Source organism: Enterococcus sp. AZ188 (assembly GCF_050544075.1).
GTDB classification, from domain to species: Bacteria; Bacillota; Bacilli; order Lactobacillales; family Enterococcaceae; genus Enterococcus_D; species Enterococcus_D entomosocium.
In genome coordinates, this window is record NZ_CP172943.1 from 1,523,732 (window position 1) to 1,548,678 (window position 24,947).

Sequence of the window (24,947 nt, forward strand, 5' to 3'; positions counted from 1 at the left end):
GCACAAAGGAGAAATCTATGAAAAATTATCCTGTTAAAAAGAATCAGGAACTTGAAGTTGATATTTTGGATCTTTCCCATGAAGGAAATGGGATCGCCAAAGTCGATGGGTACTTATTATTTATTGAAAACACCCTGCCAAATGAACGTGCCTTAGTCAAAGTGTTGAAAGTCGGCAACAAATTTGGTTTTGCCAAAGTGATGAAATTGTTGCAAGCAAGTCCTGATCGGCAAGAATTGCCGAATGAAGCATTGTTGCGCACCGGGATCGCTCCATTGAGTCATTTGAGCTATGACAAACAATTAGCCTTCAAACAGCAGCAAGTAGAGAATGTTTTGGCTAAAATCGCCAAATTGCCTGAAATCACAGTCAATGCGCCAATCGGAATGGAAAAACCATTTGGTTACCGCAACAAAGCGCAAATCCCTGTGCAAAAAATCCATGGGGAATTAACGACTGGATTTTACCGCAAAAACAGCCATACTCTGGTACCGATCGAAGACTTTTATATTCAAGATCCAAACATCGATCAAGCAATCATCAAAGTCAGAGATATTTTGCAGCGGTTCAATGTCAAAGCCTACAATGAAGAAGCCCATGAAGGGTTCTTACGCCACATTGTCGTTCGTCGTGGGCATCACTCAGGTGAAATGATGGTCGTATTAGTGACACGTAAACCGAAATTCTTCAAAGGAGAAGAAATCGCGGAAGTGATCCACGAAGAGATTCCAGAAGTTGTTTCTGTCATTCAAAACATCAATGAAGAAAAAACCAATGTGATCATGGGGGAATTCGAGCGTGTGTTGTATGGCAAGTCATCGATCGATGATCAATTATTAGGTAAAACCTTCCAAATCTCAGCGAAATCTTTCTACCAAGTCAACACAGCGCAAACAGAAGTCTTGTATCAAACCGCCTTCGAGATGGCGCAACTGTCTGAAAATGATGTCGTTGTGGATGCTTATGCAGGAATCGGAACGATCGGGATTAGTTTGGCTGATCGCGTGAAAGAAGTGTTAGGGATGGAAGTCATTCCTGAAGCAGTGAACGATGCCAAAGCCAATGCCAAAAGAAATGGTGTCGAAAACGTGCATTATTTTATCGGTAAAGCCGAAAAAATCATGCCGCAATGGCTACGCGAAGGCATTCAACCGACAGTCGTCTTCGTTGATCCACCTCGCAAAGGTTTAGATGCTAGCTTTATCGAAACGACTGCTGCGGTTAAACCAGAGCGCATCGTCTACATTTCCTGCAATCCAGCAACCTTGGCTCGTGACCTCGCGTTATTTGCGGAAGAAGGGTATGTGACAAAAGAAGTCCAACCTGTTGATTTGTTCCCACAAACGACCCATGTGGAGTGTGTCGTGTTGTTAGAACGTCGTTAAGAAACAACAAGTTTTTTTCAGCAATTTTGATCTTGAATTCTTTTTATGGTAATTGTCATAAAATCTTACGATAGCAAAGTTACTAGAGAAAGCAAGTCAATTGAGAAATAAGCAACTAAAACCCATCTGTCTATCTAGTTACGTCGATTGTGACGTTTAGAATGGATGAAATATAAAACCAGAAACTGGAACTGAAAGATACTCTTTCTGTGCCAGTTTTTTTGTTCTTTCTCACTATTGATGAGCGGGGAAAAAATCAATGCAAAAAGCAGTGAAGCTTCAAATATGCAGAGATCCAAATCCTTTAACAAAATGGTTTGTCGGCAATTTATAGTTAATGTGTATAAAAATATGGCGTGTGGTGATTAGAAAGTATTATAATAAACGTAGTGAATAGAAAATTTTTGTTAGGAGGGATTACACATGGCAACGATTCGTGCATTTTCACACAAAGAGATTACACCGCAGAATACGCATTTGTCGAGTTTTAAAGTGTTGATAGAGTCAGCTTTTTATGGGAACAATGTCACTTGGATTCATGATCTAGCCACGGCCTATTGCTTAGCAAAAGAATCTTCAGGTGCTATTCTTACGGATATGCCGGTCACACACACCAAGGAGTTAGGACTACCAGAGGATGCTAAAGTCATCGTGTTTAATGACGGAAAAGTTGTTGGACGGACAGCGGCAGCTCGACGCATCATCGGACATCCCGGGATTGATCGAAAATTGTATGAAGGGATTTTAAGAGATGCTTTATTTCAAGGGACACGTAAAAAATTCTATGGCGGTGAAGTTGTCGTAGGGTTAGACGAAGCGTTTATGGTCAAAGCACACCTGTTGCTACCAGAGTACTATGAAACCAATTTTTATTCTTATTTGTTGAATTTTCAAATGCTGACGAAATCATGGCAGGAAAGGTATCAACATTCCAAGAACTATCCAGAGACAGATATTTTCTTGTACGCTGATCCGGACTGGACACATCCTGATTTTCCTTATGGGCTGTCTCTCTTTGATCCTGAACACAATGTTGCGGCAGTCTTAGGCTTAAACTATTTTGGTGAATTGAAAAAAGCGACATTAACTTTGGCTTGGGCTACCGCGCATCGCAATGGCTTTGTGGCGTGTCATGGAGGAATGAAGCAATATCAGCTACCGAATCGAACATTTACGATAGCTGCTTTTGGTCTTTCAGGATCAGGAAAATCGACCATTACATTGGCAGAACATGATGGCAAATATGATATCAAGGTTCTGCATGACGATGCGTTTGTGATCAATCGAACAAATGGTGCGTCCACTGCTCTGGAGCCTTCTTATTTTGATAAAACGCAAGACTATCCATTAACCAACCCAAATGTCCGCTACTTTATCACCTGTCAAAATGTTGGGGTCACTTTAGACGAGGAAGGAAAAAAGGTCATCGTCACCCAAGATATTCGTAACGGGAATGGTCGAACCGTCAAATCACGGTATGTCACACCTAACCGGGTGGATCATTTAGATTCGCCGATCGATGCAGTATTTTGGATCATGAAAGATGACACGCTACCTCCTGTAGTAAAAATTGACGATCCGATTTTAGCCGCTGTTTTTGGTTTGACCTTAGCTACGAAGCGCACGACAGCTGAACATGTTGTCGAGACCACGGATATAGATAAACTGGTCATCGAGCCTTATGCCAATCCATTTAGAGTCTATCCTTTAAAAGAAGATTTTGCCCATTTCATGAACTTATTCAAAGAAAACCAAACGGCTTGTTATATTTTAAATACAGGCTTTTACAAAGACAAGAAGGTCACACCTGAAGTCACGCTGACATCGATTGAAAAAATTGTGGAAGGCGAGGCCAATTTTAAGAGGTTTGGTGAAATCACAGAAATGAGTTACCTGCCAGTAACAGGGTTCGAAGTCGATTTTCAAGATGCCTCCTATGTTGCTCATTTAAGAGAGCGGATGCAAGGACGGCTGGACTTTATTTTGGCTCAAGAAACAGAAAATGATGGCTATAATAAGTTGCCTAAAGAGGTAGCAAAGGCAATGGGAAATGTGATTTCTACATTAAATGAGCTTCCTGGCTAATCCCATTGAATCAAACTTCCGCAAGCGGCTTTTCTTCCTGAAACACTTATTTTGTTAGCCAGAAAGGAGCGATTATGAACATTCAGTTTCACCATATCCAAATCACAGTCAATGATGTAAAAAAAGCAGAAGGTTTTTATGATCAATTATTTGCACTATTAGGTTTCGACCTTCAGAAGAAATATTCTGGGTATTTAGAACATGCCGATATGGAAGTAGTAGAATATATAGGGGATTCATTTGATTTCGGTATTTGTTCCCCACGAAAAGAATGGAAGAAGGAGAAAATCGATTCAAGAAAACCTGGCTCGGTTCAGCACATGGCGTTTAAGGCGGAAAGCCGCGAAGTAGTAGATGCGATCTTTCCCAAAATAAAAGCCTTAGGGGTAAAGATCCTTCACGATCGACCAATGGAGTACAAAGAGCGCATCGCTCCTAACTACTATGCCTTATTCTTTGAAAGCCCAGAAGGCATTCGTTTTGAACTATTTCATTATGCCTGATTCCTTTAACTAGAAGAGTGTGGCATTAAATTATTGCGTGAGCGCGTTCTTATTAAGGTGATCTTTCATTAAGGGGCTAGCATAATCAGGCGAGTTTAGAGAGAAACTATTTTAGAACCTGTCATCAGGAAAATCTGAACACTCTTTTTTTAAGTACGTCCATCCTGAAAAACTCGTTGGTTCCTAAAATTTATTTGGACAATTCGAATACAAAAATCTAACTCATGTGTTGAAAAACGTCGATTTTATCATTCTAGAAGCTGTTGCATTGTGGGTCAATAAGGATTGTTGCGTTGATTGCAGGGCACTTAAGAAATGGAGGAGGAACAATATGGATCAGACGGTTCAGCAAGATATCGAAGCGATCATTTCCCGTCAATATGATCATGGCGCCGATTTATGGTCGACGCCAGACCATAAATTACTGAAAGGAGCACCCTTTACAACCTTAGAGTGTCCTCATTATTTGCTTGAACTTGGTATGTCGCCTGAGGAGAACTTATTAAAAGAGACCGCTGCATTGATCTTTCAAGGATGGAGAGAAGATGGCAGATTTAAAATTTCGCCATCAGGGGGGATTTATCCCTGTCATACAGCGCTGGCTTTGCGAACGCTGTGTGCTCTTGGTAACGCAAGGGACCCGCGGCTACAACAGACCTTTCACTATTTTCTTGATACTCAGGAAACAGATGGCGGCTGGAAGTGCAATAAATACAGTTTTGGTCGCGGCCCGGAGACCCGCTATTCAACCCCGATGACGACGTTAACGGTCCTTGATGCCTTTCGATATACTCATGATCGTGAACAGATGGAAACACTTAATCAAGCAATCGAATGCTTGCTTGCTCATTGGGAGATTCGTCAGCCAATCAGTCCCTGTCATTACGGAATGGGCACATTGTTTATGCAGACAGAATACCCCTTTAGAGGGTACAATCTTTTTTATTATCTGTATGTCTTGTCTTTTTATCCTTCTGCCAGAAAAGACGCACGGTTTCTGGAGGCTTTGCAGCAGTTTGAATCGAAAGTTAAAAATGGCAATGTTATTGTAGAACGGGTTGTACCAAAACTGGGGAAACTGAATTTTTGTAAAAAAGGACAAATTAGTTCCTTCGCCACCCGACGGTACCAAGAAATCCTTGCTCACTTGGCAGAAGATTAAGGAAAAAACAGACCTTTGGAATGTTCCTCCATCTAGACGATTCTTTTTCTTTTCTGGTACACTGTCTCTAAAGAACCGACCGAATAATCAACAGAGGGGAGAAAGACATGCAAAGAATCTATCTGGTTGAAGATGATGCGACGATCGTCTCTGTTTTAGCCGATTATTTGCAGCAGTGGGGATACGAATGCCATTCGGCCAAGAATTTTGCTGAACTCTTGCAAGAGTTTCACGACATCAAACCTGATCTCGTTCTTTTAGATATCTCCTTGCCTTATTACAATGGGTATCATTGGTGCCAAGAAATTCGCAAGGCGTCAGAAGTACCGATCATTTTTCTTTCGTCGATGGATCAGCAGATGAATCAAATCATGGCGATGAACATGGGGGCGGATGATTATTTAACAAAACCCTTTGATTTAGCCTTCGTTTTGGCAAAAATCCAAGCGTTGCTGCGGCGCAGCTATCAGTATAGCCACCAACAATCGCTGACCTTTGACATAGGGCAAGTAACCTTTTATCCAACAGAAAATGTATTAAAAAATCAGGGGGAACAGTTGCCGCTTTCTCCAAATGAAGCTCGGATTCTTTCCTTGCTTTTGCAGCATCGAGGGAAGATCGTAGCCAAAGAGACCATCATTGAAATGCTCTGGAATAGTGAAGAGTTCATCGATAACAATACATTAGCCGTCAATATGACTCGTTTGCGAAAAAAATTGAGCCAGATCGAACTATCCGATTTGATCCAAACGGTAAAGAATAAAGGCTATTTGATAGAAAAGGAACACGCCTATGACTAATGTGAAAGAATATTTCGTGTTGTATGGAAAGTTTTATCTCGTTTACCTGCTATTTAGTGCGGGTCTACTAGGGTTATTCTTTCTTCACAGCCTTCCATTAGAACCCTTCATTGACTATGCGGTTTTTTCAGGGGTGATTTTAGGAGGTCTTTCCCTTTTTCATTATTTTCGTTACGCACAAAAAAGAAAGCAGCTACAGCATTTATTAAGAAAAGAACGTATGACGGAAGCGGCGTTGGCGTTCTTGCCGACCACTCGAAATCGGCTAGAAGACGAGTATCAAACGCTTCTTAGGCAGATGGCAAAAGAAAAAACTCTGTCTGAATACAAAGCGACCGTGAAAAATGAAGAAATTTATGAAGATTTCGGCTTGTGGCTTCATCAAATCAAAACGCCTCTAGCGGCGTTGGATCTTTTGGTTCAAAGCGATACCCTGTCACCGACGGAGGTCAAAGCGGAATTATTTAAGGTGAACGATTACTTGCAAATGATGTTGAATTATTTGCGACAAAATTTAGCGAATGATGATTTTGTCTTTGAGTCGATTGCTTTAGAGCCCCTTGTTCGTCAAACAATCAAAAAGTATGCCTTGTTTTTCTCGAAAAAGAATCTGCAACTGGATATGGCAGTGGATTTGACGGTGACATCTGATCGAAAGTGGCTCATTTTTATTTTTGAACAGGTTCTTTTCAACAGCTTGAAGTATACTGAAACCGGTGGCATTAATGTTTTCACTAAAGACAATGCCTTAGTGATTCAAGATAGCGGCATTGGTATTCGTAAGGAAGACTTGCCAAGGGTGTTTGAGAAAGGATATACGGGACAAAATGGTCGCTTTCAGCAACGAGCGAGCGGGCTAGGCTTATATATGAGTCAACAAGCGGCTGAAAAAATCGGCTGCCGTTTAGCGATTGATTCTGAAGTGGGACAGGGAACCATCGTCACACTTCATTTTCCCACCACAAATAACCGATAGCCGCAAACTTTCAACACTGTAAGTTTGCGGTTTTTATTGTAAGTCGCTTTTTTCTGCCAGTCAGCTTATTCTAAAAAGGAAGGAGGGAACAAGATGACACTTTTAAACATTCAACAAGTAAAAAAAATCTATCAAAGCCAGCTGAATGGGCAACCCGTCGAAGCGTTGAAGAATATCACCTTTAAGGTAGAAGAAGGGGAATATGTAGCCATCATGGGGGAATCAGGTTCGGGGAAGAGTACGCTACTGAACTTGATGGCGACGTTAGACCAACCGACAGCGGGTGAGATGCAGCTGAATGGCATCGATTTGACCACCATCAAAGAAAAAGATGCAGCAAGTTTTCGACGGGATCACTTAGGCTTTGTCTTTCAAGACTTTAATTTATTGGACACTTTTACGGTAAAGGACAATATTTTATTGCCATTAGTTTTATCGAAAGTTTCCGTCAAACAAATGGAATTGCAGCTTCAGCCTATTGTACAAACTTTAGGGATCGCCGATTTATTGCAGCATTACCCGTATGAATTGTCTGGCGGACAAAAGCAACGTGTTGCCGTCGCACGAGCGATCATCACAAAACCAGAACTGCTATTAGCAGATGAGCCAACCGGAGCGCTGGATTCGAAAACCTCTGATCAACTACTGACATTATTTCAGCAGATCAATCAAAACGGACAGACGATCGTGATGGTCACCCACAGTTCGATCGCAGCCAGTCGCGCACAACGCGTCTTGTTTATCAAAGACGGGTATGTATTTCACCAGTTGTATCGAGGAGAACGGAGTGATACCGCTTTTCTAGAAGCAATCGCCGAAACAATGACTGCTGTTTTTGCGAAGGAGGAGTAACGAATGTTCTTTCAAAAAATCGCCTTCTCCAATTTACGTAAAAATGCCAAAGCCTACACACCCTTTTTAGTATCCATGAGTTTCTTGGTAGCTGTTTTGATGATGACGCAAATCATCGTGAACAATCCGGGGATGAAGGAACTTCCTAGTAGTCAAAGCGCCATTTTCATGTTTCATTTAGGAAATATCATCCTGATGATCTTTGCGGCGATCTTTTCCTTTTACACCAATAACTTTTTGATCAAGCAGCGAAAAAAAGAATTTGGTCTCTACAATGTTTTGGGACTAGGAAAACGCGAGATAGCCTTCGTGGTCTTTTGGGAACTCTTTTACAGTTTTCTTATTAGTCTTGCGGCCGGGTTGATCAGTGGCTTATTGTTTGCACGATTAGGATTTTTGATTCTGAAGAAAATCTTAGCCGTAGGTGAATTCTTTGTTTTTAAACTTTCATTTGAGAGCATTGGATTTGTGATCCTCTATTTTATGTGCGTGTTTGGTTGTCTATTTTTATTTGACCTGTTGCAAGTACGCAAAACCAATCCACTTCAATTACTACAGGGAAGCAAGCGTAATGAAAAAGAGCCTCGCGCGAAAGGCATTTTAGCACTATTAGGTGTCCTTTGTTTAGTGGCGGGCTATACGATCTCTGTGACGATCAAGTCTCCCATCAGTGCCTTAGGCCTGTTCTTTGTCGCCGTCATCCTCGTAATCTTGGCTACCTATCTGTTGTTTATTGCTGGTAGTATCAAAGCATTGCAGTTTTTAAGAAAACGAACGACCTATTATTATCAAACGACCCATTTTATCAATATCTCTACCATGCTGTATCGGATGAAGCAAAATGCGGCTGGTTTAGCAAGTATTTGTATTTTATCAACGATGGTGTTAGTGACAGTTGCTACGACCGCCAGTCTTTACTTTGGACAAAAGAATGTGATCGAAACTCGTTTTCCATACGATGTTCAAATTGAGTCAGCGGCTGATTCCCAGCAAATCAACACAGTGATTGATGGACTTGAAGAGAAGCTAACGATCAAAGAGCGCCAGCAAGTCACTACAACAAGACCATTGCTTTTTACCTTTGAGGGCCTAAACTTTGTTCCTTCAACCACTTTTGAAGAAAATAGTGATAGTTTAGATAAAGCCGTGTACCTTACTTTTCTTACCAGGTCTGAATACCATGAAATCAGCGGGAAAACAGGACCTGCTGAAGATGAATTATTTGTTTTTCCCGCAACTTGGACCCAACAAGCATTACCAGAAAAGACCACGATCGATGATCGTCAATTTCGTTTGCGGGAAGTGAAGGAACTGCCAACATTCACGAAAACAGAAAACCCGGTTCAGCATCTTGTTCTTGTGGCGGATGATCAGTGGCTTACTGAAAAGCTAAGCTCTTGGTATCAAAAAGAAGATTTTCAACTTTACCAGCAACCAATGACAACAACAGTCTTTAATTTTCAAGCAGCAGAAGAAAGCGATCGCGAAGCGATCGCAAAAGAGATTCGCAGCGAACTTCTGGCAGCAGATGCTAATGCGAGCGTTCAGTCAAAAGATCTTTTTGAAGGTGAGACCAAAACCTTTACCGGCGGCTTCTTCTTCTTAGGCTTGATTTTTGGTGTGGTCTTTATTTTAGCTGCCGCATTGATCATTTATTATAAACAAGTTTCCGAAGGGATGGAGGACAAAGAACGCTTCGAGATCTTGCAAAAAGTTGGGTTAAGCCATAAGGAAGTCAAACAAGTGATCCAGCAGCAAGTCTTGATGATTTTCTCATTTCCATTGGCGGCAGCGATCATCCATCTCGCATTTGCTTTGCCGATGATTCGGAAGTTGTTGCTTCTTTTTGGTCTGACAGATCGCAACTTATTGATCACGGTATCGATGATCTCTGTTCTGCTGTTTACAATGATCTATTTAATGGTGTATTTCATCACTGCAAGAGTCTACTACCGACTTGTGGAGCGAAAACAATAGCCGTTAAAAAAAGTTAGTCGAACGAGTCGTCACCGACAGGACCTACAGTAAAATAGAATGTGAGAACACCTCATCCATGAAGCGACTTCTAGAAGTTAGAATTTTTGATCTAACTTTTTGGAATCACTATATGATTGAGGTGTTTTTTTTTAGCTACTCCTATTAGCCCACTTTTTTAGAGTTGAAAAAAAGGCTTAGGTGACCTATAGTGAAAAGGAGTAAAGCACAGGTATAGATTGCCGCGAGGCTGATAGTCATTTCCAAATAAAAGAGATCATGTGATCCAAAAAGGAGAAAGTCCTATGAAAGAGCAGCCGATAACCATTGAATTTCCCTTAAGAGGTGAGTGGCTTGCGCCGACTACACCAGCCAAGAAGATTCCTAGTCATGGCACTGATCGAATGGGGTTACGTTATGCGTTTGATTTTTTACAAGTCGATTTTGAGGGGAAAACAAAAGCTTTTCACGACCGAAGCTTTCTGCGCTATTTCTTCTTAGGAGTTCCCCTTGAGAACTGTTATTGTTGGGGCAAAGAAATCTATGCGCCCTGTGATGGTGAAGTGATTGTTGTAAGAGAGGGCTATCGGGAACGCAAAGTCGTTCATTGGGTTGTCGATTTTTCGATTGCTTTAAAAAATGGCTTGTTTTTTAATGAACAAAAAGATGAGTATCAACAAATAGCTGGCAACTACATTGTGATAAAAGCTTCTGAGGGCGTATATATGGCATTCGTCCATTTGCAAAAAGGATCCATCAAAGTTTCCGTAGGACAAAAAATCACCAAAGGGATGGTGATTGGCAATGTCGGGCATTCCGGCAATTCGACTTCACCTCATTTGCATTTTCAAGTGATGGACAGTAACGATATCGCCTATGCAAAAGGGCTGCCTTGTCGCTTTGAAGAATACGAGGTTTACCGAGCAGGACGATGGATAAAAGTTCGGAATCAGATACCAGATAGTACAGAACGGATACGATTTTTATAGGAGCATTAGGGACTAGCTGTGAGACTTTGATAGGGGGGCATCGCCGAAATGCTTAGAAGAAAGAACATTTTAACGTTTCTGAGCTTCTTTAAAAAACTTGCAACAATCTTAGGTATTCAGAAAATGTATTTCAGGGGGAACAAATGAAGCAATTACCCAATATCATTACTACTTCTCGACTGATTCTAGCACCACTTTTACTATTCCTTCAGCCAATGTCTGGCTGGTTTTGGCTGCTTTATTCCTATTGTTTTTTAAGTGACCTTGTCGATGGGCTACTAGCAAGAAGGATGAACCTCACGAGTGAGGTCGGTGCCTTACTAGATAGTTTCGCAGATGTAAGCTTTTTTCTCGCTGTCTTTCTTTCTTTTCTACCGCAGCTTTTGGAAACCCAAACGATCATGGTTTGGATCTTGGTGATCGCTATCATCCGCTTCGTCAGTTATCTGATTGGCTATGTAAAATTTCAGTCTTTTAGCAGTCTGCATACATGGCTCAACAAAGCAGTCGGATTTCTTTTATGTATTTTTCCATTGCTGCTCATCGTATTCCATGAAAGAATTGTTGTCTTGATTTTGGGGACCATCGCCACTATTTCGGCATTAGAAGAATTGTTGATAACGATCCTCGCAAAAAAACTGGATAGAAATCAAAAATCGATATTCGAAAGTTTTATGTAAGGTACCTCTATCATTGAGGGCCTTTTTTGTTTGTTCCTCTGAAGTAGTCTTTTAAAAGTCCTTTCAAAAACAATTTTAAAAATAACATTGAAAACAATTTTTAATGGTACTATGCTTATCTTTGAAGGGAGGCTTCACAAATGAACAGACAAGAACTGCATGCATGTATCAGTAAAAACCAGCCCAATATTTGCCAAATTTCTGCCTACCAAAATGGAAAGGAAGTTTACTCGGATGAATGGCATGAGTATAAGCCAGACGATACTTGCCACCTTATGTCCGCTACGAAAAGTATCGTTTCTCTACTAGTCGGAATAGCGATAGATCAAGGCCTCATCAGGAGTGTCAATGACAAAGTACTCGATTATTTTCCAGACTATTCCGTAAAACGGGGCGAAAAAACGATTCACGATATTACCATCAAACACCTATTAACGATGCGAGCCCCGTATAAATGCAAAGGTGATCCATGGACAAAAGTTTGTTCGAGTGACGACTGGACCAGCGCCTCCCTTGATTTATTGGGAGGAAGAAAAGGAGTGACAAATGAATTCAATTATCAAACCGTTTGTCTGCAGATCCTCACTGGTTTGTTAGCGAAAGCTTCTGGAATGACGACCGTTGATTATGCGAACCATTATTTATTTCGCCCTCTTGGTGTAGCCGAAATAACCAATTATTATGCGAAAACGGCACAAGAACATAAGCACTTTACAATGAGCAAGGCACCAAAAAAACCAGTTTGGTTTTGCGATCCTTTAAATATTGGGGCGGCAGGTTACGGGCTATGCCTTTCAGCAAAAGATTTAGCCAAAATCGGTGAGCTATGCTTGAACCAAGGCATCCATCAAGGGAAACAAGTGATTTCCTCACAATGGCTCACTGAAATGGTCAATCCGCTAGAGACAAACATAGAGAAATTTCAAAACATGAGTTATGGATATTTGTGGTGGATTTTGGATACTGAGAAAAGCACCTATGCCGCCATCGGTAATAGCGGAAATGTCCTTTATATTGATCCCGAATCAGATTGCGTCATTGCTATTACGGCTTATTTTAAGCCAACTGTCTTTGATCGAATCGACTTTATCGAGACAGAGCTAAAACCGTTCTTTTTGCAATAATGAGCGTTAAGAAAAAGCAGTCTACTGTCAAAAGTTGATTGCTTTTTTTGTAGGTGAAAGCTTTATGATCCTTTTAATGACTATGGCAAGCAGGTGACTACGGATAAAGCTTGGCTGCTAGTCTTTTATGAATTTAAAATCTAGCAATTTGATCCCGCATATAGGAGGCCAAATCAATAATAAACGGAAGATAAATGAGAAATGAATAAAATGACCAAACTATCAACGGCGTAAACTTGGTATACTATAATTGAGAAGAAAATCACAAGTGAAAGGAGCGGTCGGAGTGTTTTCAGAAATCAGTATTTATCAAGTAAAACCAAGTGAAGTCGATACCTTTGAAGCAATCATGCAGGAAGCAACAGAGGCAATGAAGGCCATGGAGGGGGCTTTGTTCTTTCGATTAATGAAACGAACCCATTACATTAAAGAAATGAGCACCATCAAGGAAGGACGCCTGCCTGATCCATTGACAAGAGTCATAAAATGTGTGAAATATGCCCACTATTGGGAGTTTGATACCGAAGAAAACTATGGCAAAGCCCAAAAAAGGCTGTATGAAAGCTATTGGAAAGCAATCGAGAAATGTTTGATCGTTCCCCACGACAAGCTTTTAGGGGAAGTGATTGAGTGATCGTTTTAGTATCGGATGCTCTTCAGATGAACGGACTTTTTGTTGCAACTGTTTAGAAATTATAGGGAAAAATACAACGGGATGTTAAAAAGTCATTCGAATGTTGAATCGACGACTATTAGTTGTTTAAATGCTCTGTTTCTTGAGGGAATCGGAAAGGAGGAACACACGATGGGACAGGTTGCATTTCATAACTTATACAAATTAATAAAAGGTGCTTCAACAGCAGAATTTGTTCCAGTCGTTGAACAATTCAACCGTGAATACATTTTCAAACAAAGAGGATACCTTTCTTTTGAATGATTAGTAGATTGAGAAATTTGGGCTGACATCACCAAGTTCGAAACGAAAGAAGATGCGGAAACATTTGACCAATGCGGTATCCCAGATGCCTTTGCACAAATGTTTTTATTCATTCATCAATCGAAACAGTTGCAGCTCTCACCTATACACGATTGAAAAAATGTTCCAATAACCATTCAGTATGGAATGGACAACGCTAAAAAACAATTCATATGAAAAGAGGAACTTCTTATGACAAAAACAGCAGAATGGTATCAAGGAAAAGCTGGGCGGGCAGAACATTTGGTCTATTTAAATAAGGAAGCCAAAGAGCTTGAGAAACTGATTCATGGCGACAAAACAATGATCATTCGGGGGGCAGCTGGCAGAAAATCACCCTTAGGAGGAAGAGCCAAAATCAACGATCTTGTTTATTTTGTGGAGACCGGCGGCGATTTGACCATCACTCATCGGGGCATCATTGCCAATGTGACTGAATCTGAAAAGATGACGAAAGAAGAATCCATAGATTTTGTAGAACGCTATGAAAAAGAGTTGAATCTATCGAAAAAGCAAGTCGATCGTTGGGCAGGGAAAAAGTATCTAGCGGTCTATGAAATCGCTGAATTAGAAGAAATAACGCCATTTCAGTACAATCGTGAAAAAAATATGGACGATTGGGTCATCACTGATGATATCAACAAAATTAAATTGTAACGTAGCAAAAACCTAAAAAAAGCGCAAGGAGTTGAGTGGGAGGATGGAAGGCAAAGAGCAATTGTTTCGAGACAAAAACGTGAAACCAACAGAGCAGCTGATTGCTGAATCATTGGGAGAGGAATATGCCATTTATCAACGTTTTGTCGAAACGCTTAAAAACGAGGGAATCTCTCTTATGGATTGGCGCTATTACCAAGATGGGAAAGCGTGGTTATCCAAAGGCGAATACAAATGGACAACGACTCGTGGAACGAATAAAGTGAAACCAATTTTTTGGCTCTCGATGTGGGAGGGCTTCTTCAAAGTCTCCTTTCACTTTAGCGAGAAAGTCCGAACACAGTTATTGTCTCTACCAATCAGTGATGACACAAAAGAAAGGATTCATAAGGCGCCGACCAATGGCACGAAAATGAAGTTTTTTTCTGTGATTTTTGATGTCGCTAATCCATCACTCTTTGAAGATATCACCGAATTGATCGTGTTCAAAAAAAATAAATAAAGTAAGAGTAAGATTTATTTAACTTGGATAGTCTGATTTTATTGCATCTATCAAAAAGGAATCTTTGTTATAGTTTACCCATTTTTAGGTTTAGAAAAGTAAAAGTCAATCAGAAGACTTTAAGTTTATTACATTTCATCTGATTGATTCTTAATATAAGTAACTATTGGGAAAACCAACGCTAATTTTGATTAGATTATCGAAGGGAATTCACAATACAATAAATTTTATTCGATAAATATGCTATTATGGTTAACATATGCTTTAATTACTTTAAATAGATGAAAGACACATTCGAAAAGGAGAAAAGACAAATTGACCATTCAACGAATCACAGCTTGCGTTCAAGTCAAAGGAGACTATCAGAAGTGTTATGAATTTTATACGGAAAAAGTCGGCTTGGTACCAACTTATGGCGATGAGTCAGGTCCTTATACAAGCTTTGCATCGAAGAAAGAGGAGGCGCCTTTTTTTGGTATGTTCCAAGTGGATGCCGTGATCGATCAAATGGAGGGCTACCCGATTTCAGAGAATCGGATTTCATCTGATACGCTTTCGGCAACATTTCATACTACGGATTTTGAAGAAGATTATACGAGAATGAACAATGCTGGTGTAGTGTTTGAAGTAAGTAAAACCGTTTTGGGGGAAGGGGACCAAGCTTTTCATATTGCTTATTTCCGCGATCCAGAAGGAAATTTGCTAAGCTTGGAGGATGGCGGTGTCTAAAGAGTTAACATTCAAAATGAATCAGAAAAAAACGTAAAGAAAGATTTATCTCATAGTTGTTTTGAGATAAATCTTTTTTTATTTGAAATCATTCTACTGTAAAGCGTTCCTTCATCCGCTCCAAGAAAAGTCCAGAAGCTTTTGAAAAAACTTGAGTGTTTTTCCAAATGACGTCAAGGTTTGATTCCAGTGCTGGGCTCAATTTTCTAAAACACAATTGGCTATCTGGGGCGAAGTTGACTAATTTATCTAGAGTCAATCCGTAACCGACACCTTCTTCTACCAGCTTTGATGCATTGTAAACTAGGTTATATGTGGCGACGACCGTCAATTTTTTCAGGTCTTTTTTCAACCATTTAGAAAGTTCACTGCTGACCAAACTTTGTCGCGAAGTAATCAAGGGAACGTCCCAGAGATCTTTTGGGGTAATGACTTCGTTGACAGCTAGAGGACTGTCTTTTCGCATCAACACGCCCCAGGTATCTTTGGCAGGTAAGCGTAAGGAATGGTACTTTTTGACGTCTGCTGGACTGATTACGACACCGAAATCCAACAATCCTTTATCCAATCGTTCTTTGACCTCATCGGCGTTGCCGCTATAAAAGTGAAATTTGATGTTAGGGTATTCAGCTTGGATTTCTTTGATGATTGCTCCTAGCAACTGAATCACGTAAGTTTCTCCAGCTCCGATCGATACATTGCCGGCGATCGTATCTCGAGGCGACAAAAATTCTGAGCGGGTCTTTTCTAATAATTCTACGATTTCTTCCGCCCGTTTACGAAACAACAGTCCGTCTTCTGTTAGTGTGATTTTGCGATTGCCTCGGGTGAACAACGTCACGCCTAATTCTTTTTCTAGCTCCATCAATTGTCGGGACAAGGAAGGTTGAGAAAGATGCAGATGTTTTGCGGCAGCCGAAATTGTCTCTTTTTCTGCAACTGCTAAAAAGGTGGTCAGATTTTTTAATTCCATTTAAAATGCTCCTCTTGTTATTCGTATAATGAATAGTTAGGTATTTGATATTGATATTTTACATGGAAAAGATCGCGAAGTACAATAGATTTAATCCGAGAATCACTCTTTTGATCTATGAGTTACCGGTAATCAACAAAAGATCAAAAGAGAAAAGAAGTTGTATATGTCGCCCTAAGGTACAGGATGATTGACCATGAAAGAAGGCGAATGAAATGAAAAATTGGCAAAAAAAGACACTTGTATCACTATTGATGCTAGCACCACTTATTTTAGGTGCTTGCAGCAGCAATAACGAGGCGGCAAACGAAGCAACACAAGCCAGTTCAGGAGGAGAAACGATGACAGAAAATGTTTCATTTACAGATGAATGGGACAAAGTTTTCCCAGAAAGTGACACGGTGAATCACCGAAAAGTAACTTTTGAAAATCGCTACGGCATCACTTTAGTTGCTGATCTTTATGAACCAATTGATGCGCAAGGACCACTTCCAGCAATCGCGGTTAGCGGACCCTTTGGGGCAGTCAAAGAACAGACATCTGGTCTATATGCCCAAACGATGGCTGAACGAGGTTTTGTTACGATCGCTTTTGATCCTTCATACACAGGCGAAAGCGGTGGGGAACCACGCTATGTGGCATCACCAGATATCAATACAGAAGACTTTCAGGCAGCAGTCGATTTTTTGTCAGTCCAAGAAAATGTAGATGAAGAAAGAATCGGCTTGATCGGAATTTGCGGTTGGGGCGGGATGGCATTGAATGCCGCAGCCATTGATACCCGTGTGAAAGCGACGGTTTCCGCCACGATGTATGACATGTCGAGAGTCAATGCTCAGGGGTATTTTGATGAGATGGGGGCTGAAGGACGTCATGAATTGCGCCAACAGCTGAACGCCCAGCGGACAGTTGATTTTGCTAACGGTAGCTACGAAAGAGCAGGTGGAGTGCCAGATACACTACCGGAGGATGCACCGGTCTTTATGCAAGATTATTTTGATTACTACAAAACGGAACGCGGCTATCATGAACGTTCGTTAAATTCCAATGACGGTTGGAACGTGACATCATCGCTGTCGTTCTTAAATATGCCGCTCTTGTCGTATATCGATGAGATCCAAAGCGCCGTTTTATTACTCCATGGAGAAGAAGCCCACTCTCTTTACTTCAGTCAAGACGCCTTTGAGCAATTACAAGGCGATAACAAAGAGTTGACGGTCATTCCTAATGCTTCGCACGTTGATCTATATGATCAAACAGACGTAATTCCTTTTGATCAAATGACCCAATTCTTCCAAGAACATTTGAACTAAATAGCCACAACGATCTTCACGACTGTTCGGTCACTCTGCCTCTGCTGAGCAGTCGTGTTTTTTTGAAAATACGCATTCAGTTGCCCGTTTCTACATAGAATCATCACCAGAAAGGAGCGAAGAGATGCTTATAAAATTGATATCCGCTATTTTGCTGTTCTTATTAAGTGCCTGTGGGACAAGCGAAACAGAGAGAACCAATATGCAATCCGCTAACGAAACTTCATCGGAAGCTAGCCAAGAGAATGTCCAGCAGTTTTCAGCAGCAACAGCTGTCGTCATTACGGTTGGTCAACAGGATTTTCTAGCGAAGTTTTATGAAAATGAGGTGTCTGAGCACCTAATGAATCAAATGCCCTTTACGGTGACAATGAGTGATTTGAACAACAACGAGAAATATTATCGTTTTTCTGAGAATTTGCCAGAAATGACTACAGAACGGCCGGAGATCATTCACGAAGGAGAAATCATGAGCTGGAATAGTCATACGTTGGTGCTGTTTTATCAGACCTTTACCAATTCTTATGGTGGCTATAATCGTATCGGTGTCATTGAAGATCCGACGGGGTTAAAAGAAGTACTTGGGGCGGAAGACGTAGAGGTTATTTTTTCGTTAAGAAATCCTCGTGAATAACAAATGAATAGGAGAAAAACACATGACGATCGATCAATTAAACAAACTCATGGCAAGTGGCGAACCCTTACTTGCCGGTTCGCAAGCTTCCAAACAAATGGTAGCTCTGAGTGCTAAGGCGAGAAAAATCACGATGAAAATCAATACAGTCTACCATGAGTCTGATGAGTTACAAGAACTTTTTGCCCAATTAACAGGAAAACCAGTTGAGCCGACTTTTTCGCTGTTTCCACCCTTTTATACAGATTATGGCAAGAATATCAGCATTGGCAAAGATGTCTTTATCAATGCGGGTTGTCATTTTCAAGACCAAGGAGGGATCACGATCGGTGATGATACCCTAATTGGGCATAACGTTGTTCTAGCTACCTTGAATCATGGCCTTCACCCTGAAGATCGTAGCACGCTTTATCCAGCCCCCATTACGATTGGGAAGAATGTCTGGATTGGCTCAAATGCAACGATCGTTGCCGGTGTGACCATCGGTGACCATGCGATCATTGCTGCTGGGTCGGTGGTGACCAAAGATGTCGCTGAGCGCACGATCGTGGCTGGTGTACCTGCAAAATATGTCAAAGAGGTTACTGAGTAAGCATAATAGCAATGAGTAAGAAAAAAACTGCTGTTCGCCTTGTCGCTTGTAAAGCGATGAAGACTAACAGCAGTTTTCTTATTCTTGAGGCGGCTCGCACGTAGTGGAACCGGCGAAGTTTTCAATCAACGATTTCACATCAAGACCGAGGGTTTCTTTCAACGTTTCTTGTGTGGTCGATAAGAGATTGGTGGCGTAATTGGTGACACGATTGGCACCGCCACCTTCACCTGATCCTGTATCAACGACTGAAATTTTATCGATATTGCCTAATGGTGCGGCTGCTTCTTTGACTAATTGTGGCAGGATCTCGACGATCATGCTCAGAATGGCTGCTTCATCGTATTTCTTGAAGGCTTCAGCGACTTTTTCTTTCGTTTCGGCTTCTGCCGTTCCTTTCGCCAAAGTGGTTTCGGCTTCTGCCAAACCGATCAAACGAATCTTATCGGCTTCGGCTTTTGCCAAGGACTCTGTTCGAAATTGCTCGGCTTCAGTGGTAGCTAAGGCAGATGCTTTTTTGGCTAGCGCTTCTTGTTCAAGCGCATAACGATCCGCATCGGCTTTTTTCTTGATCTCTGAATCAAATTGCTTCTCACGACGCAAGATTTCTTTTTCTTCCAATTCGATTTGTTTTTGTCGTTCAACGACTTCGACTTCAATCTCTTGTTCTCGGACTTTTTGTTTCATGATGGCACTTTGTAGATGATAGGCTTGATCGGCATCGGCTTTGGCGATGTCTTGTTCTTTCTTATAAAGCGCCAGCTTCAATTCTTTTTCCTTCAATGCTTCAGCGATTTCGGTCATGCGTTTTGATTCCGCTGTTTGCGATTCTTGTTCCGATTGGGCTTTTTTGATGCGGGTTTCTTTCAGTGCTTCAGCTTCCGCAATTTCAGCATCCCGTTTGACTTGGGCGATTCTAGGCTTTCCAAGAGAATCCAAATAGCCGTTTTTGTCTCGTACTTCTTTGATCGTAAAGGAGACAATGATCAAGCCCATTTTCGCTAGATCGACAGAGGCTACTTCTTGCACACTTTGGCTGAATTTGTCGCGATTTTGATAAATTTCTTCCACAGTCATCGAACCAAGGATCGAACGCAAATGGCCTTCTAGCACTTCCCGCGCTTCATTTTCTAATTCTTCACGGGTTTTTCCTAGAAATTGTTCCGCTGCCGTTGCAATTTCTTCCACGGATGAGCCGATCTTAATAATGGAAGTTCCGTCACACATCACGGGAACCCCTTGTTCAGTGTAGACTTCCGGCGTTGAGACATCCAGCTTGCTGGAGAGCAAACTGATTCGATTCGATCGTTGAAACACTGGCAAAACAAAGGCTCCGCCACCACGCACGATTTTGATTTTGTTGTTGCTTTCATCGGCGTGTACATTTTTGCTACCTAGATAGCTTCCGCTGATGATCAATGCTTCATCGGGCTTGGCTGTTTGATATTTCGTGACAAAGACGATCAAAAGCATTAATAAAATGAATGCCACGATGGCGATCGGGAAAACGATTGGTGATAATAGAATATCCATAGATACACCTCTTTAGTGATTTAGTTTAGTTATCCAAAAATTTTTTTGTGTAAGGAACGACGTAGCAAACTCGTTCTTTGACTTCAATAATCAAAACCTTCGATCCAGCTGCTAATAGTTCATCGATTGGTTGGAAAGCCGTAGCTGGTCGATTGCTTGAACCAGTGACACTTGTGAGTTGAATTTCGCCCATTCCTTCACAAGGAATCGGCGTCAGCACCGTTGCGATGCGACCTTCAAAATCTTTCTCAGAACTTGACAGTGTCGCTTCCGCATTTCGCATGGGAATCAGCACGTAAAAATTCAAGAGAAAAACGAGCCCTGTAGCAAGGCAGCCGCTAATGACGAAAAGTAGGAGCGAATAGCTAGACAGAAAAGTTTCTCCTAAGTAACCGAAGAGACTTGTAAAGGCAAACCATGGAATAATTAACATCGGATCGACTGGTCCGTCGAAATCGAAGATATCCCCAAACAGAAGCAGCAAAAAGGCTAAAATAGCACAGCCAATCAAAACATACAAATAAATTTGCTCAGGTGCATAAGTGTGCAGCACATATCCACCTCCTTTCAAATAGCGTGATTTGTGAGAGCGACGAAAGTTAGGAGACAATCGGAAGAAGAACGAAGGAAACAAAAGAAAGGAACAGAGATTCTATTATAATTATACCAATAAATAATAAAAATATTCGATTTAATTAGATAAAATGATAAAATAATATAATAAATGGTGGTTTGTTATTTGGGAGAAGGCAACAAAAGCACATGGTTTTTTCAAGAGCCATTGACAAACAATCAAAATCAAAGTAGATTAAATCAGGGTAGTAAAAATGTCAAAAGGAACTGCTGACTCTAGACACGAAAATAGGCAGCGTTTGTTTTCTAACCCAATCGAAATAAAGTAGTTGTTCGCAAACATAAAAGAAGTCAGGAACACTTCTTTTCAACCGACAGATCGTATTGCTAAGAAATAGAGGTGGAATCGATGGATCAAAAAGAAAAAATGTTAGAACTAATCAAGAAAAAACAAGGCGGCGGACGTTCAAAAAAGATGGAATCCCCAAAAAATGATCGGAAAAACATGCGTAAAGGCCCGAAAATTTATAATAAGTAAGGCGATGGATTATTAATACGAAATGAGCGATTAAAAAAAGAGAAAAGGACAGGGTTGCTGTCTTTCTCTCTTTTTTTTATTCCTCAGAATTCACGTACAACTCACTCAAAGCTGGCAGATCATGGACTTGGTATTTTGCTTTAAACGTTGCGATTTCTTCAGCACTGAAGCGTTTAGGATCCAGTTTCAATTCTTCGACGGGAAGAGGTCGTTCGTTAGCGATCTTGACATCGATCACGACGGGGCCGTGGCTTTCTTTAGCTTGTGTAAAGACGGATGCTAATTCTTCTTCCTTCGTTACCGTGAAGCCTTTCGCACCTAATGCTTCCCCAACTTTACCAAAATCAGCACCGGCTAGTTGCACACCGAACTTGGTTTGCTCGGTATCTTCTTGCTCCGCTTCGATGAAGCCGAATGAGTCATTGGAAAAGACCACGTTGATGATTGGCAAATCATATTTCACTTGAGTAAGGATGTCTTGCATTTGCATCGCAAAACCGCCATCCCCACTAAAGGTAAATACTTGGCAATTCGGATAGCTCAATTGAGCGGCGATCCCACCAGGTACACCATTGCCCATTGTCGCAAACCAGCCAGACGTTGTGAAACGCTGTTCACCCGTCATTTCTAAATGACGGATACTGTGGATCGTCACATTACCAACATCTGTGACAAACAGGGCATCAGGAGCTGCGATACGGTTGATTTCTCGATAGACAGGTTCAGGACGCAAAGGTTCTTGCGCATCATGGTCAAAACTATGGCGCCATGCATGCCAATTCCGAGCGTTTTCTTGATTGGCTTTTATCCAGGCATCTGCAGGACGAGGGGCTGCCATCTCTGTCCATTTTCTAAGAGCGGTCGCACCATCTCCTAAAACGGAGACATCCGTCTGATGACGACGACCAAATTTCGAGGCGTCGATATCAACTTGGACAAAGTTGGCATCAGGATTGAAAAAGCGGCGTCCAAAAGGGAAGTCACTGCCGACAAAAACGATGAGATCAGCTTCTGCCAAAGCTTCATTGGCTGGTTTTGTCGCAACCCGTCCGGCAAATCCAAGAAAGTTTTCATAAAGATCAGGCACGATGCCTTTGGCTAAGACAGAAGCCGCTACAGGCATTGAGAAATGCTTCGAGAAAGCATCGATGGCATCAAAATGACCAAAGAGACCTTGTCCGATATAAAGGACAGGTTTTTTTGCTTGTTCAAAATAAGAAAGGGCAGCTCGTAAATCGTCTTCATCCGGCTGGAGAACACCCGTCTTATGATTTTTGGCGGTTGCAATCTCCTGTTCGTCGATTTCTGCAAACCCGTAATCGACCGGGATCGTTACTACAGCAACGCCTTTAAATTTATAGGCGGCTTTAATGGCTTCATCCACCACGTGGGGCAAACTTTCAGGGGACATGACCGTGCGATTGTAAATACTGACATCTGCAAACATCGGATTTTCATTCATTTCTTGAAAATCATTGTAGTTCATCGAACTTGAAGCCACTTGTCCTAATAAGGCAACGACAGGCACATTATCCATTTGGGCATCATATAAGCCATTGATCAAGTGGGTGGCACCTGGACCAGCAGAACCGAAAACCGCACCGACTTTTCCCGTTAGTTTGGCATCAGCCGCCGCTGCCAGCGCACCCGCTTCTTCATGACGTACTTGAACATATTTGACCGATTGCCGTTCATGGTACAAAGCATCCATCGTTGAGTTGAAAGATCCACCGGGGATTCCATAGATATGGTCGATGCCCCACGCTTCAAAAATCTTGATCATTGCTGTACCAGCATTGATTTTTGTCATTTTCTTCACTCGCTTTCTCTGTTGTCATTCGTTCTCTTTTAAGTATAAACGTTTCTCAAAAAGACAACAAAGAATGCGCCTTCTGTCACAAGGCGCATAGAAAGACTTATTTTAGGAAATGAACGACTCAGTTGCGAAGCTCTTGCACGAATCGACTGGCGATCTCTTTTGGTCGGGTGATGGCACCACCAACCACGATACCGGTCACACCCATATCCTGAATTTTTTTTGCTTGTTCCGGGGTGTGGATCTTGCCTTCGGCTATTACTGGAACCTTCGCCGCAACCAATTGCTGGATCAACTGATAATCCGGTTCCTCATTGGTAGGACTATTCGCCGTGTAGCCGGACAAAGTTGTACCAACAAAATCGACACCCGCTTCAAAGGCATTGATGCCTTCCTCATAGGTGGCGATATCTGCCATGAGTAGTTGATGGGGGTAAAGAGCTTTGATTTGCTTGATAAAGGCATTGATCGTCAAGCCATCATGACGTTTGCGCAAGGTGCAGTCCAAGGCGATCACCGCAATATGTAAAGCTGCTAATTCGTGTACCTCTTTGATGGTTGCTGTGATAAATGGTTCTTCCGGTGGATAGTCTTTTTTGATGATTCCGATGATCGGCAAATCAACAGCTGCTTGGATCTCGCGAATATCGCGAACGGAATTGGCACGGATGCCAACAGCACCAGCTTCTTGAGCTGCTTTTGCCAATAGGGGCATGACACCGCCGTTTTCGGTATATAGGGGTTCTCCAGGCAATGCTTGACAAGAAACGATCACTCCGTCCTTGATTTGTTGGATAAAAACTTCTTTTTCCATGTATATGACACTTCCCATTCTTTTAAAGGTTCGTTTCTCCCTTCGACTATATCATGAGGCTTTTTCCATGTAAATGAAACGACACCTTCTTTAAAAGGAAAGCGAACACCAAAAAAGAAGCAAGCACCGTCATCAAGGGTGCTTGCTTCATTAGGAGGTGAGGATAGGGAATCCTTTATTCCGCTTGTTTTGACGTGCATTGCTTGAACTTCTCAAAATCGATCGTTTGATTAGCCGGCAGCACTTCGTATTGCAATCGGTCTGTTTCTTCATCGTGAATGATATGGAGGATTTTTCCGTCTTCGTCTACTGGTCCCAGACTGATGATCGTAAACCGTTCATTGATGACTTCTAAATTCTGTAAAACCCCAGAAAACACTTTGCGAATATGATGGGCGGTCTTGATTTTTTTGTCTGCTTTTTCAACAGCCTTGGCTAACGTAAAGCCTTCATCTAAAAACGTTTTGATCATTTCCACTTTGACGACCGTGGGCAGTCGGTATTTTCGTGGGGCATTTTCTTCTTGTGGGACCGATTGAATAAATCCTTTTTGTTCCCAATAACGCAATTGGCGAGGGGAGATATCACACATTTGGCTAAGTTCGCTGATGCCGACCAACAAGTTTTCATTATCAACGAGTTTTCGAAAAAGATGAGACATACGGACTCCATTCTTGTAAAGGTATTTGTTAACATTGTAACTTGTTTTACTTTTATGTCAAGTAGGTTGACAAATGTTAGGGAAAGATTTAAAGTAAAGAAGGTTT

The 24,947-nt window shown here is 41.5% G+C and carries 27 protein-coding genes; 20 read left to right on the top strand and 7 right to left on the bottom strand.

Going from position 1 to position 24,947, the window contains the following annotated elements:
* The first annotated feature begins 17 nt into the window (after positions 1-17).
* The 16 genes from rlmD (at position 18) to IGI86_RS07105 (ending at position 15,394) form a co-directional block, all read left to right on the top strand.
* A complete protein-coding gene (gene rlmD, locus IGI86_RS07030; protein ID WP_008381419.1) occupies positions 18-1,385 on the top strand; it encodes a 23S rRNA (uracil(1939)-C(5))-methyltransferase RlmD in 1,368 nt (455 codons plus the stop codon).
* Between the two features lie 423 nt (positions 1,386-1,808).
* Positions 1,809-3,470 carry a phosphoenolpyruvate carboxykinase (ATP) gene (locus tag IGI86_RS07035; protein ID WP_086299513.1) on the top strand — a complete coding sequence of 554 codons (1,662 nt, stop codon included), beginning with the start codon at positions 1,809-1,811 and terminating at the stop codon, positions 3,468-3,470.
* 74 nt (positions 3,471-3,544) lie between these two features.
* Complete coding sequence (locus IGI86_RS07040; protein WP_008381416.1) at positions 3,545-3,973, top strand: VOC family protein; 429 nt, start codon at positions 3,545-3,547, stop codon at positions 3,971-3,973.
* 331 nt (positions 3,974-4,304) lie between these two features.
* The gene (locus tag IGI86_RS07045) at positions 4,305-5,135 is read left to right on the top strand and encodes a prenyltransferase (protein WP_086299511.1); all 831 of its coding nucleotides are present in this window, start codon (positions 4,305-4,307) and stop codon (positions 5,133-5,135) included.
* 107 nt (positions 5,136-5,242) lie between these two features.
* Positions 5,243-5,935, top strand: a complete 693-nt coding sequence (locus IGI86_RS07050; protein ID WP_086299510.1) for a response regulator transcription factor — start codon at positions 5,243-5,245, stop codon at positions 5,933-5,935.
* Positions 5,928-6,911 carry a sensor histidine kinase gene (locus IGI86_RS07055; RefSeq protein ID WP_086317327.1) on the top strand — a complete coding sequence of 328 codons (984 nt, stop codon included), beginning with the start codon at positions 5,928-5,930 and terminating at the stop codon, positions 6,909-6,911. Before IGI86_RS07050 ends, IGI86_RS07055 begins: the two co-directional genes overlap by 8 nt.
* Positions 6,912-7,004: 93 nt before the next feature.
* Entirely contained in the window at positions 7,005-7,763 is a 759-nt protein-coding gene (locus tag IGI86_RS07060; protein ID WP_005236354.1) for an ABC transporter ATP-binding protein, read from the top strand.
* 3 nt (positions 7,764-7,766) lie between these two features.
* Positions 7,767-9,740 carry an FtsX-like permease family protein gene (locus IGI86_RS07065; RefSeq protein ID WP_430617859.1) on the top strand — a complete coding sequence of 658 codons (1,974 nt, stop codon included), beginning with the start codon at positions 7,767-7,769 and terminating at the stop codon, positions 9,738-9,740.
* Positions 9,741-10,042: 302 nt separating this feature from the next.
* A complete protein-coding gene (locus tag IGI86_RS07070) occupies positions 10,043-10,726 on the top strand; it encodes a M23 family metallopeptidase (protein WP_034878607.1) in 684 nt (227 codons plus the stop codon).
* A gap of 143 nt (positions 10,727-10,869) precedes the next feature.
* On the top strand, positions 10,870-11,406 hold the full coding sequence (locus tag IGI86_RS07075; RefSeq protein ID WP_061054032.1) for a CDP-alcohol phosphatidyltransferase family protein: 537 nt from the start codon (positions 10,870-10,872) through the stop codon (positions 11,404-11,406).
* A 140-nt stretch (positions 11,407-11,546) separates the two neighbouring features.
* Positions 11,547-12,530: a serine hydrolase domain-containing protein gene (locus IGI86_RS07080; RefSeq protein ID WP_008381404.1), complete on the top strand. Its 984-nt coding sequence runs from the start codon at positions 11,547-11,549 to the stop codon at positions 12,528-12,530.
* A gap of 268 nt (positions 12,531-12,798) precedes the next feature.
* Complete coding sequence (locus tag IGI86_RS07085) at positions 12,799-13,164, top strand: hypothetical protein (RefSeq protein WP_005236340.1); 366 nt, start codon at positions 12,799-12,801, stop codon at positions 13,162-13,164.
* 171 nt (positions 13,165-13,335) lie between these two features.
* Positions 13,336-13,467, top strand: coding sequence for a hypothetical protein (locus tag IGI86_RS07090; protein WP_008381400.1), 132 nt, complete (start codon positions 13,336-13,338; stop codon positions 13,465-13,467).
* Between the two features lie 231 nt (positions 13,468-13,698).
* Positions 13,699-14,163: a hypothetical protein gene (locus tag IGI86_RS07095; RefSeq protein WP_008381399.1), complete on the top strand. Its 465-nt coding sequence runs from the start codon at positions 13,699-13,701 to the stop codon at positions 14,161-14,163.
* Positions 14,164-14,206: 43 nt separating this feature from the next.
* Entirely contained in the window at positions 14,207-14,665 is a 459-nt protein-coding gene (locus IGI86_RS07100) for a DUF3788 family protein (RefSeq protein WP_086317335.1), read from the top strand.
* 315 nt (positions 14,666-14,980) lie between these two features.
* Positions 14,981-15,394, top strand: a complete 414-nt coding sequence (locus IGI86_RS07105; protein WP_008381397.1) for a VOC family protein — start codon at positions 14,981-14,983, stop codon at positions 15,392-15,394.
* 88 nt (positions 15,395-15,482) lie between these two features.
* Here IGI86_RS07105 and IGI86_RS07110 read toward each other — a convergent pair whose 3' ends face one another.
* Positions 15,483-16,367 (bottom strand): LysR family transcriptional regulator, encoded by an 885-nt coding sequence (locus IGI86_RS07110; protein WP_429961848.1) that lies wholly within the window; start codon positions 16,365-16,367, stop codon positions 15,483-15,485.
* Between the two features lie 215 nt (positions 16,368-16,582).
* Here IGI86_RS07110 and IGI86_RS07115 point away from each other — a divergent pair, with 215 nt between their 5' ends.
* From IGI86_RS07115 to IGI86_RS07125, 3 genes are all read left to right on the top strand, one after another.
* Positions 16,583-17,680, top strand: a complete 1,098-nt coding sequence (locus IGI86_RS07115; RefSeq protein ID WP_404832147.1) for an alpha/beta hydrolase — start codon at positions 16,583-16,585, stop codon at positions 17,678-17,680.
* Between the two features lie 124 nt (positions 17,681-17,804).
* Entirely contained in the window at positions 17,805-18,314 is a 510-nt protein-coding gene (locus IGI86_RS07120; protein ID WP_008381393.1) for a cyclophilin-like fold protein, read from the top strand.
* Positions 18,315-18,336: 22 nt separating this feature from the next.
* Positions 18,337-18,906 carry a sugar O-acetyltransferase gene (locus tag IGI86_RS07125; RefSeq protein ID WP_005236324.1) on the top strand — a complete coding sequence of 190 codons (570 nt, stop codon included), beginning with the start codon at positions 18,337-18,339 and terminating at the stop codon, positions 18,904-18,906.
* A 78-nt stretch (positions 18,907-18,984) separates the two neighbouring features.
* Here IGI86_RS07125 and IGI86_RS07130 read toward each other — a convergent pair whose 3' ends face one another.
* Together IGI86_RS07130 and IGI86_RS07135 are read right to left on the bottom strand one after the other, a co-directional pair.
* On the bottom strand, positions 18,985-20,439 hold the full coding sequence (locus tag IGI86_RS07130; RefSeq protein ID WP_430617860.1) for a flotillin family protein: 1,455 nt from the start codon (positions 20,437-20,439) through the stop codon (positions 18,985-18,987).
* Between the two features lie 25 nt (positions 20,440-20,464).
* Entirely contained in the window at positions 20,465-21,010 is a 546-nt protein-coding gene (locus IGI86_RS07135; RefSeq protein WP_218193115.1) for an NfeD family protein, read from the bottom strand.
* 411 nt (positions 21,011-21,421) lie between these two features.
* On the opposite strand from IGI86_RS07135, the gene IGI86_RS07140 reads away from it, so the two are divergent.
* Positions 21,422-21,550 carry a hypothetical protein gene (locus IGI86_RS07140; RefSeq protein WP_005236316.1) on the top strand — a complete coding sequence of 43 codons (129 nt, stop codon included), beginning with the start codon at positions 21,422-21,424 and terminating at the stop codon, positions 21,548-21,550.
* 76 nt (positions 21,551-21,626) lie between these two features.
* On the opposite strand, the gene spxB is transcribed toward IGI86_RS07140, so the two are convergent.
* The 4 genes from spxB to IGI86_RS07160 all read right to left on the bottom strand — a co-directional run bounded on the left by spxB (position 21,627) and on the right by IGI86_RS07160 (position 24,841).
* Positions 21,627-23,360 carry a pyruvate oxidase gene (spxB, locus tag IGI86_RS07145; RefSeq protein WP_430617861.1) on the bottom strand — a complete coding sequence of 578 codons (1,734 nt, stop codon included), beginning with the start codon at positions 23,358-23,360 and terminating at the stop codon, positions 21,627-21,629.
* Positions 23,361-23,487: 127 nt separating this feature from the next.
* Positions 23,488-24,180 carry an N-acetylmannosamine-6-phosphate 2-epimerase gene (locus tag IGI86_RS07150; protein WP_218193113.1) on the bottom strand — a complete coding sequence of 231 codons (693 nt, stop codon included), beginning with the start codon at positions 24,178-24,180 and terminating at the stop codon, positions 23,488-23,490.
* A complete protein-coding gene (locus tag IGI86_RS07155) occupies positions 24,138-24,380 on the bottom strand; it encodes a hypothetical protein (RefSeq protein WP_430608763.1) in 243 nt (80 codons plus the stop codon). Before IGI86_RS07155 ends, IGI86_RS07150 begins: the two co-directional genes overlap by 43 nt.
* Complete coding sequence (locus tag IGI86_RS07160; protein WP_016620848.1) at positions 24,356-24,841, bottom strand: MerR family transcriptional regulator; 486 nt, start codon at positions 24,839-24,841, stop codon at positions 24,356-24,358. The genes IGI86_RS07155 and IGI86_RS07160 overlap by 25 nt, the downstream gene beginning before the upstream one ends.
* Positions 24,842-24,947: the final 106 nt, after the last annotated feature.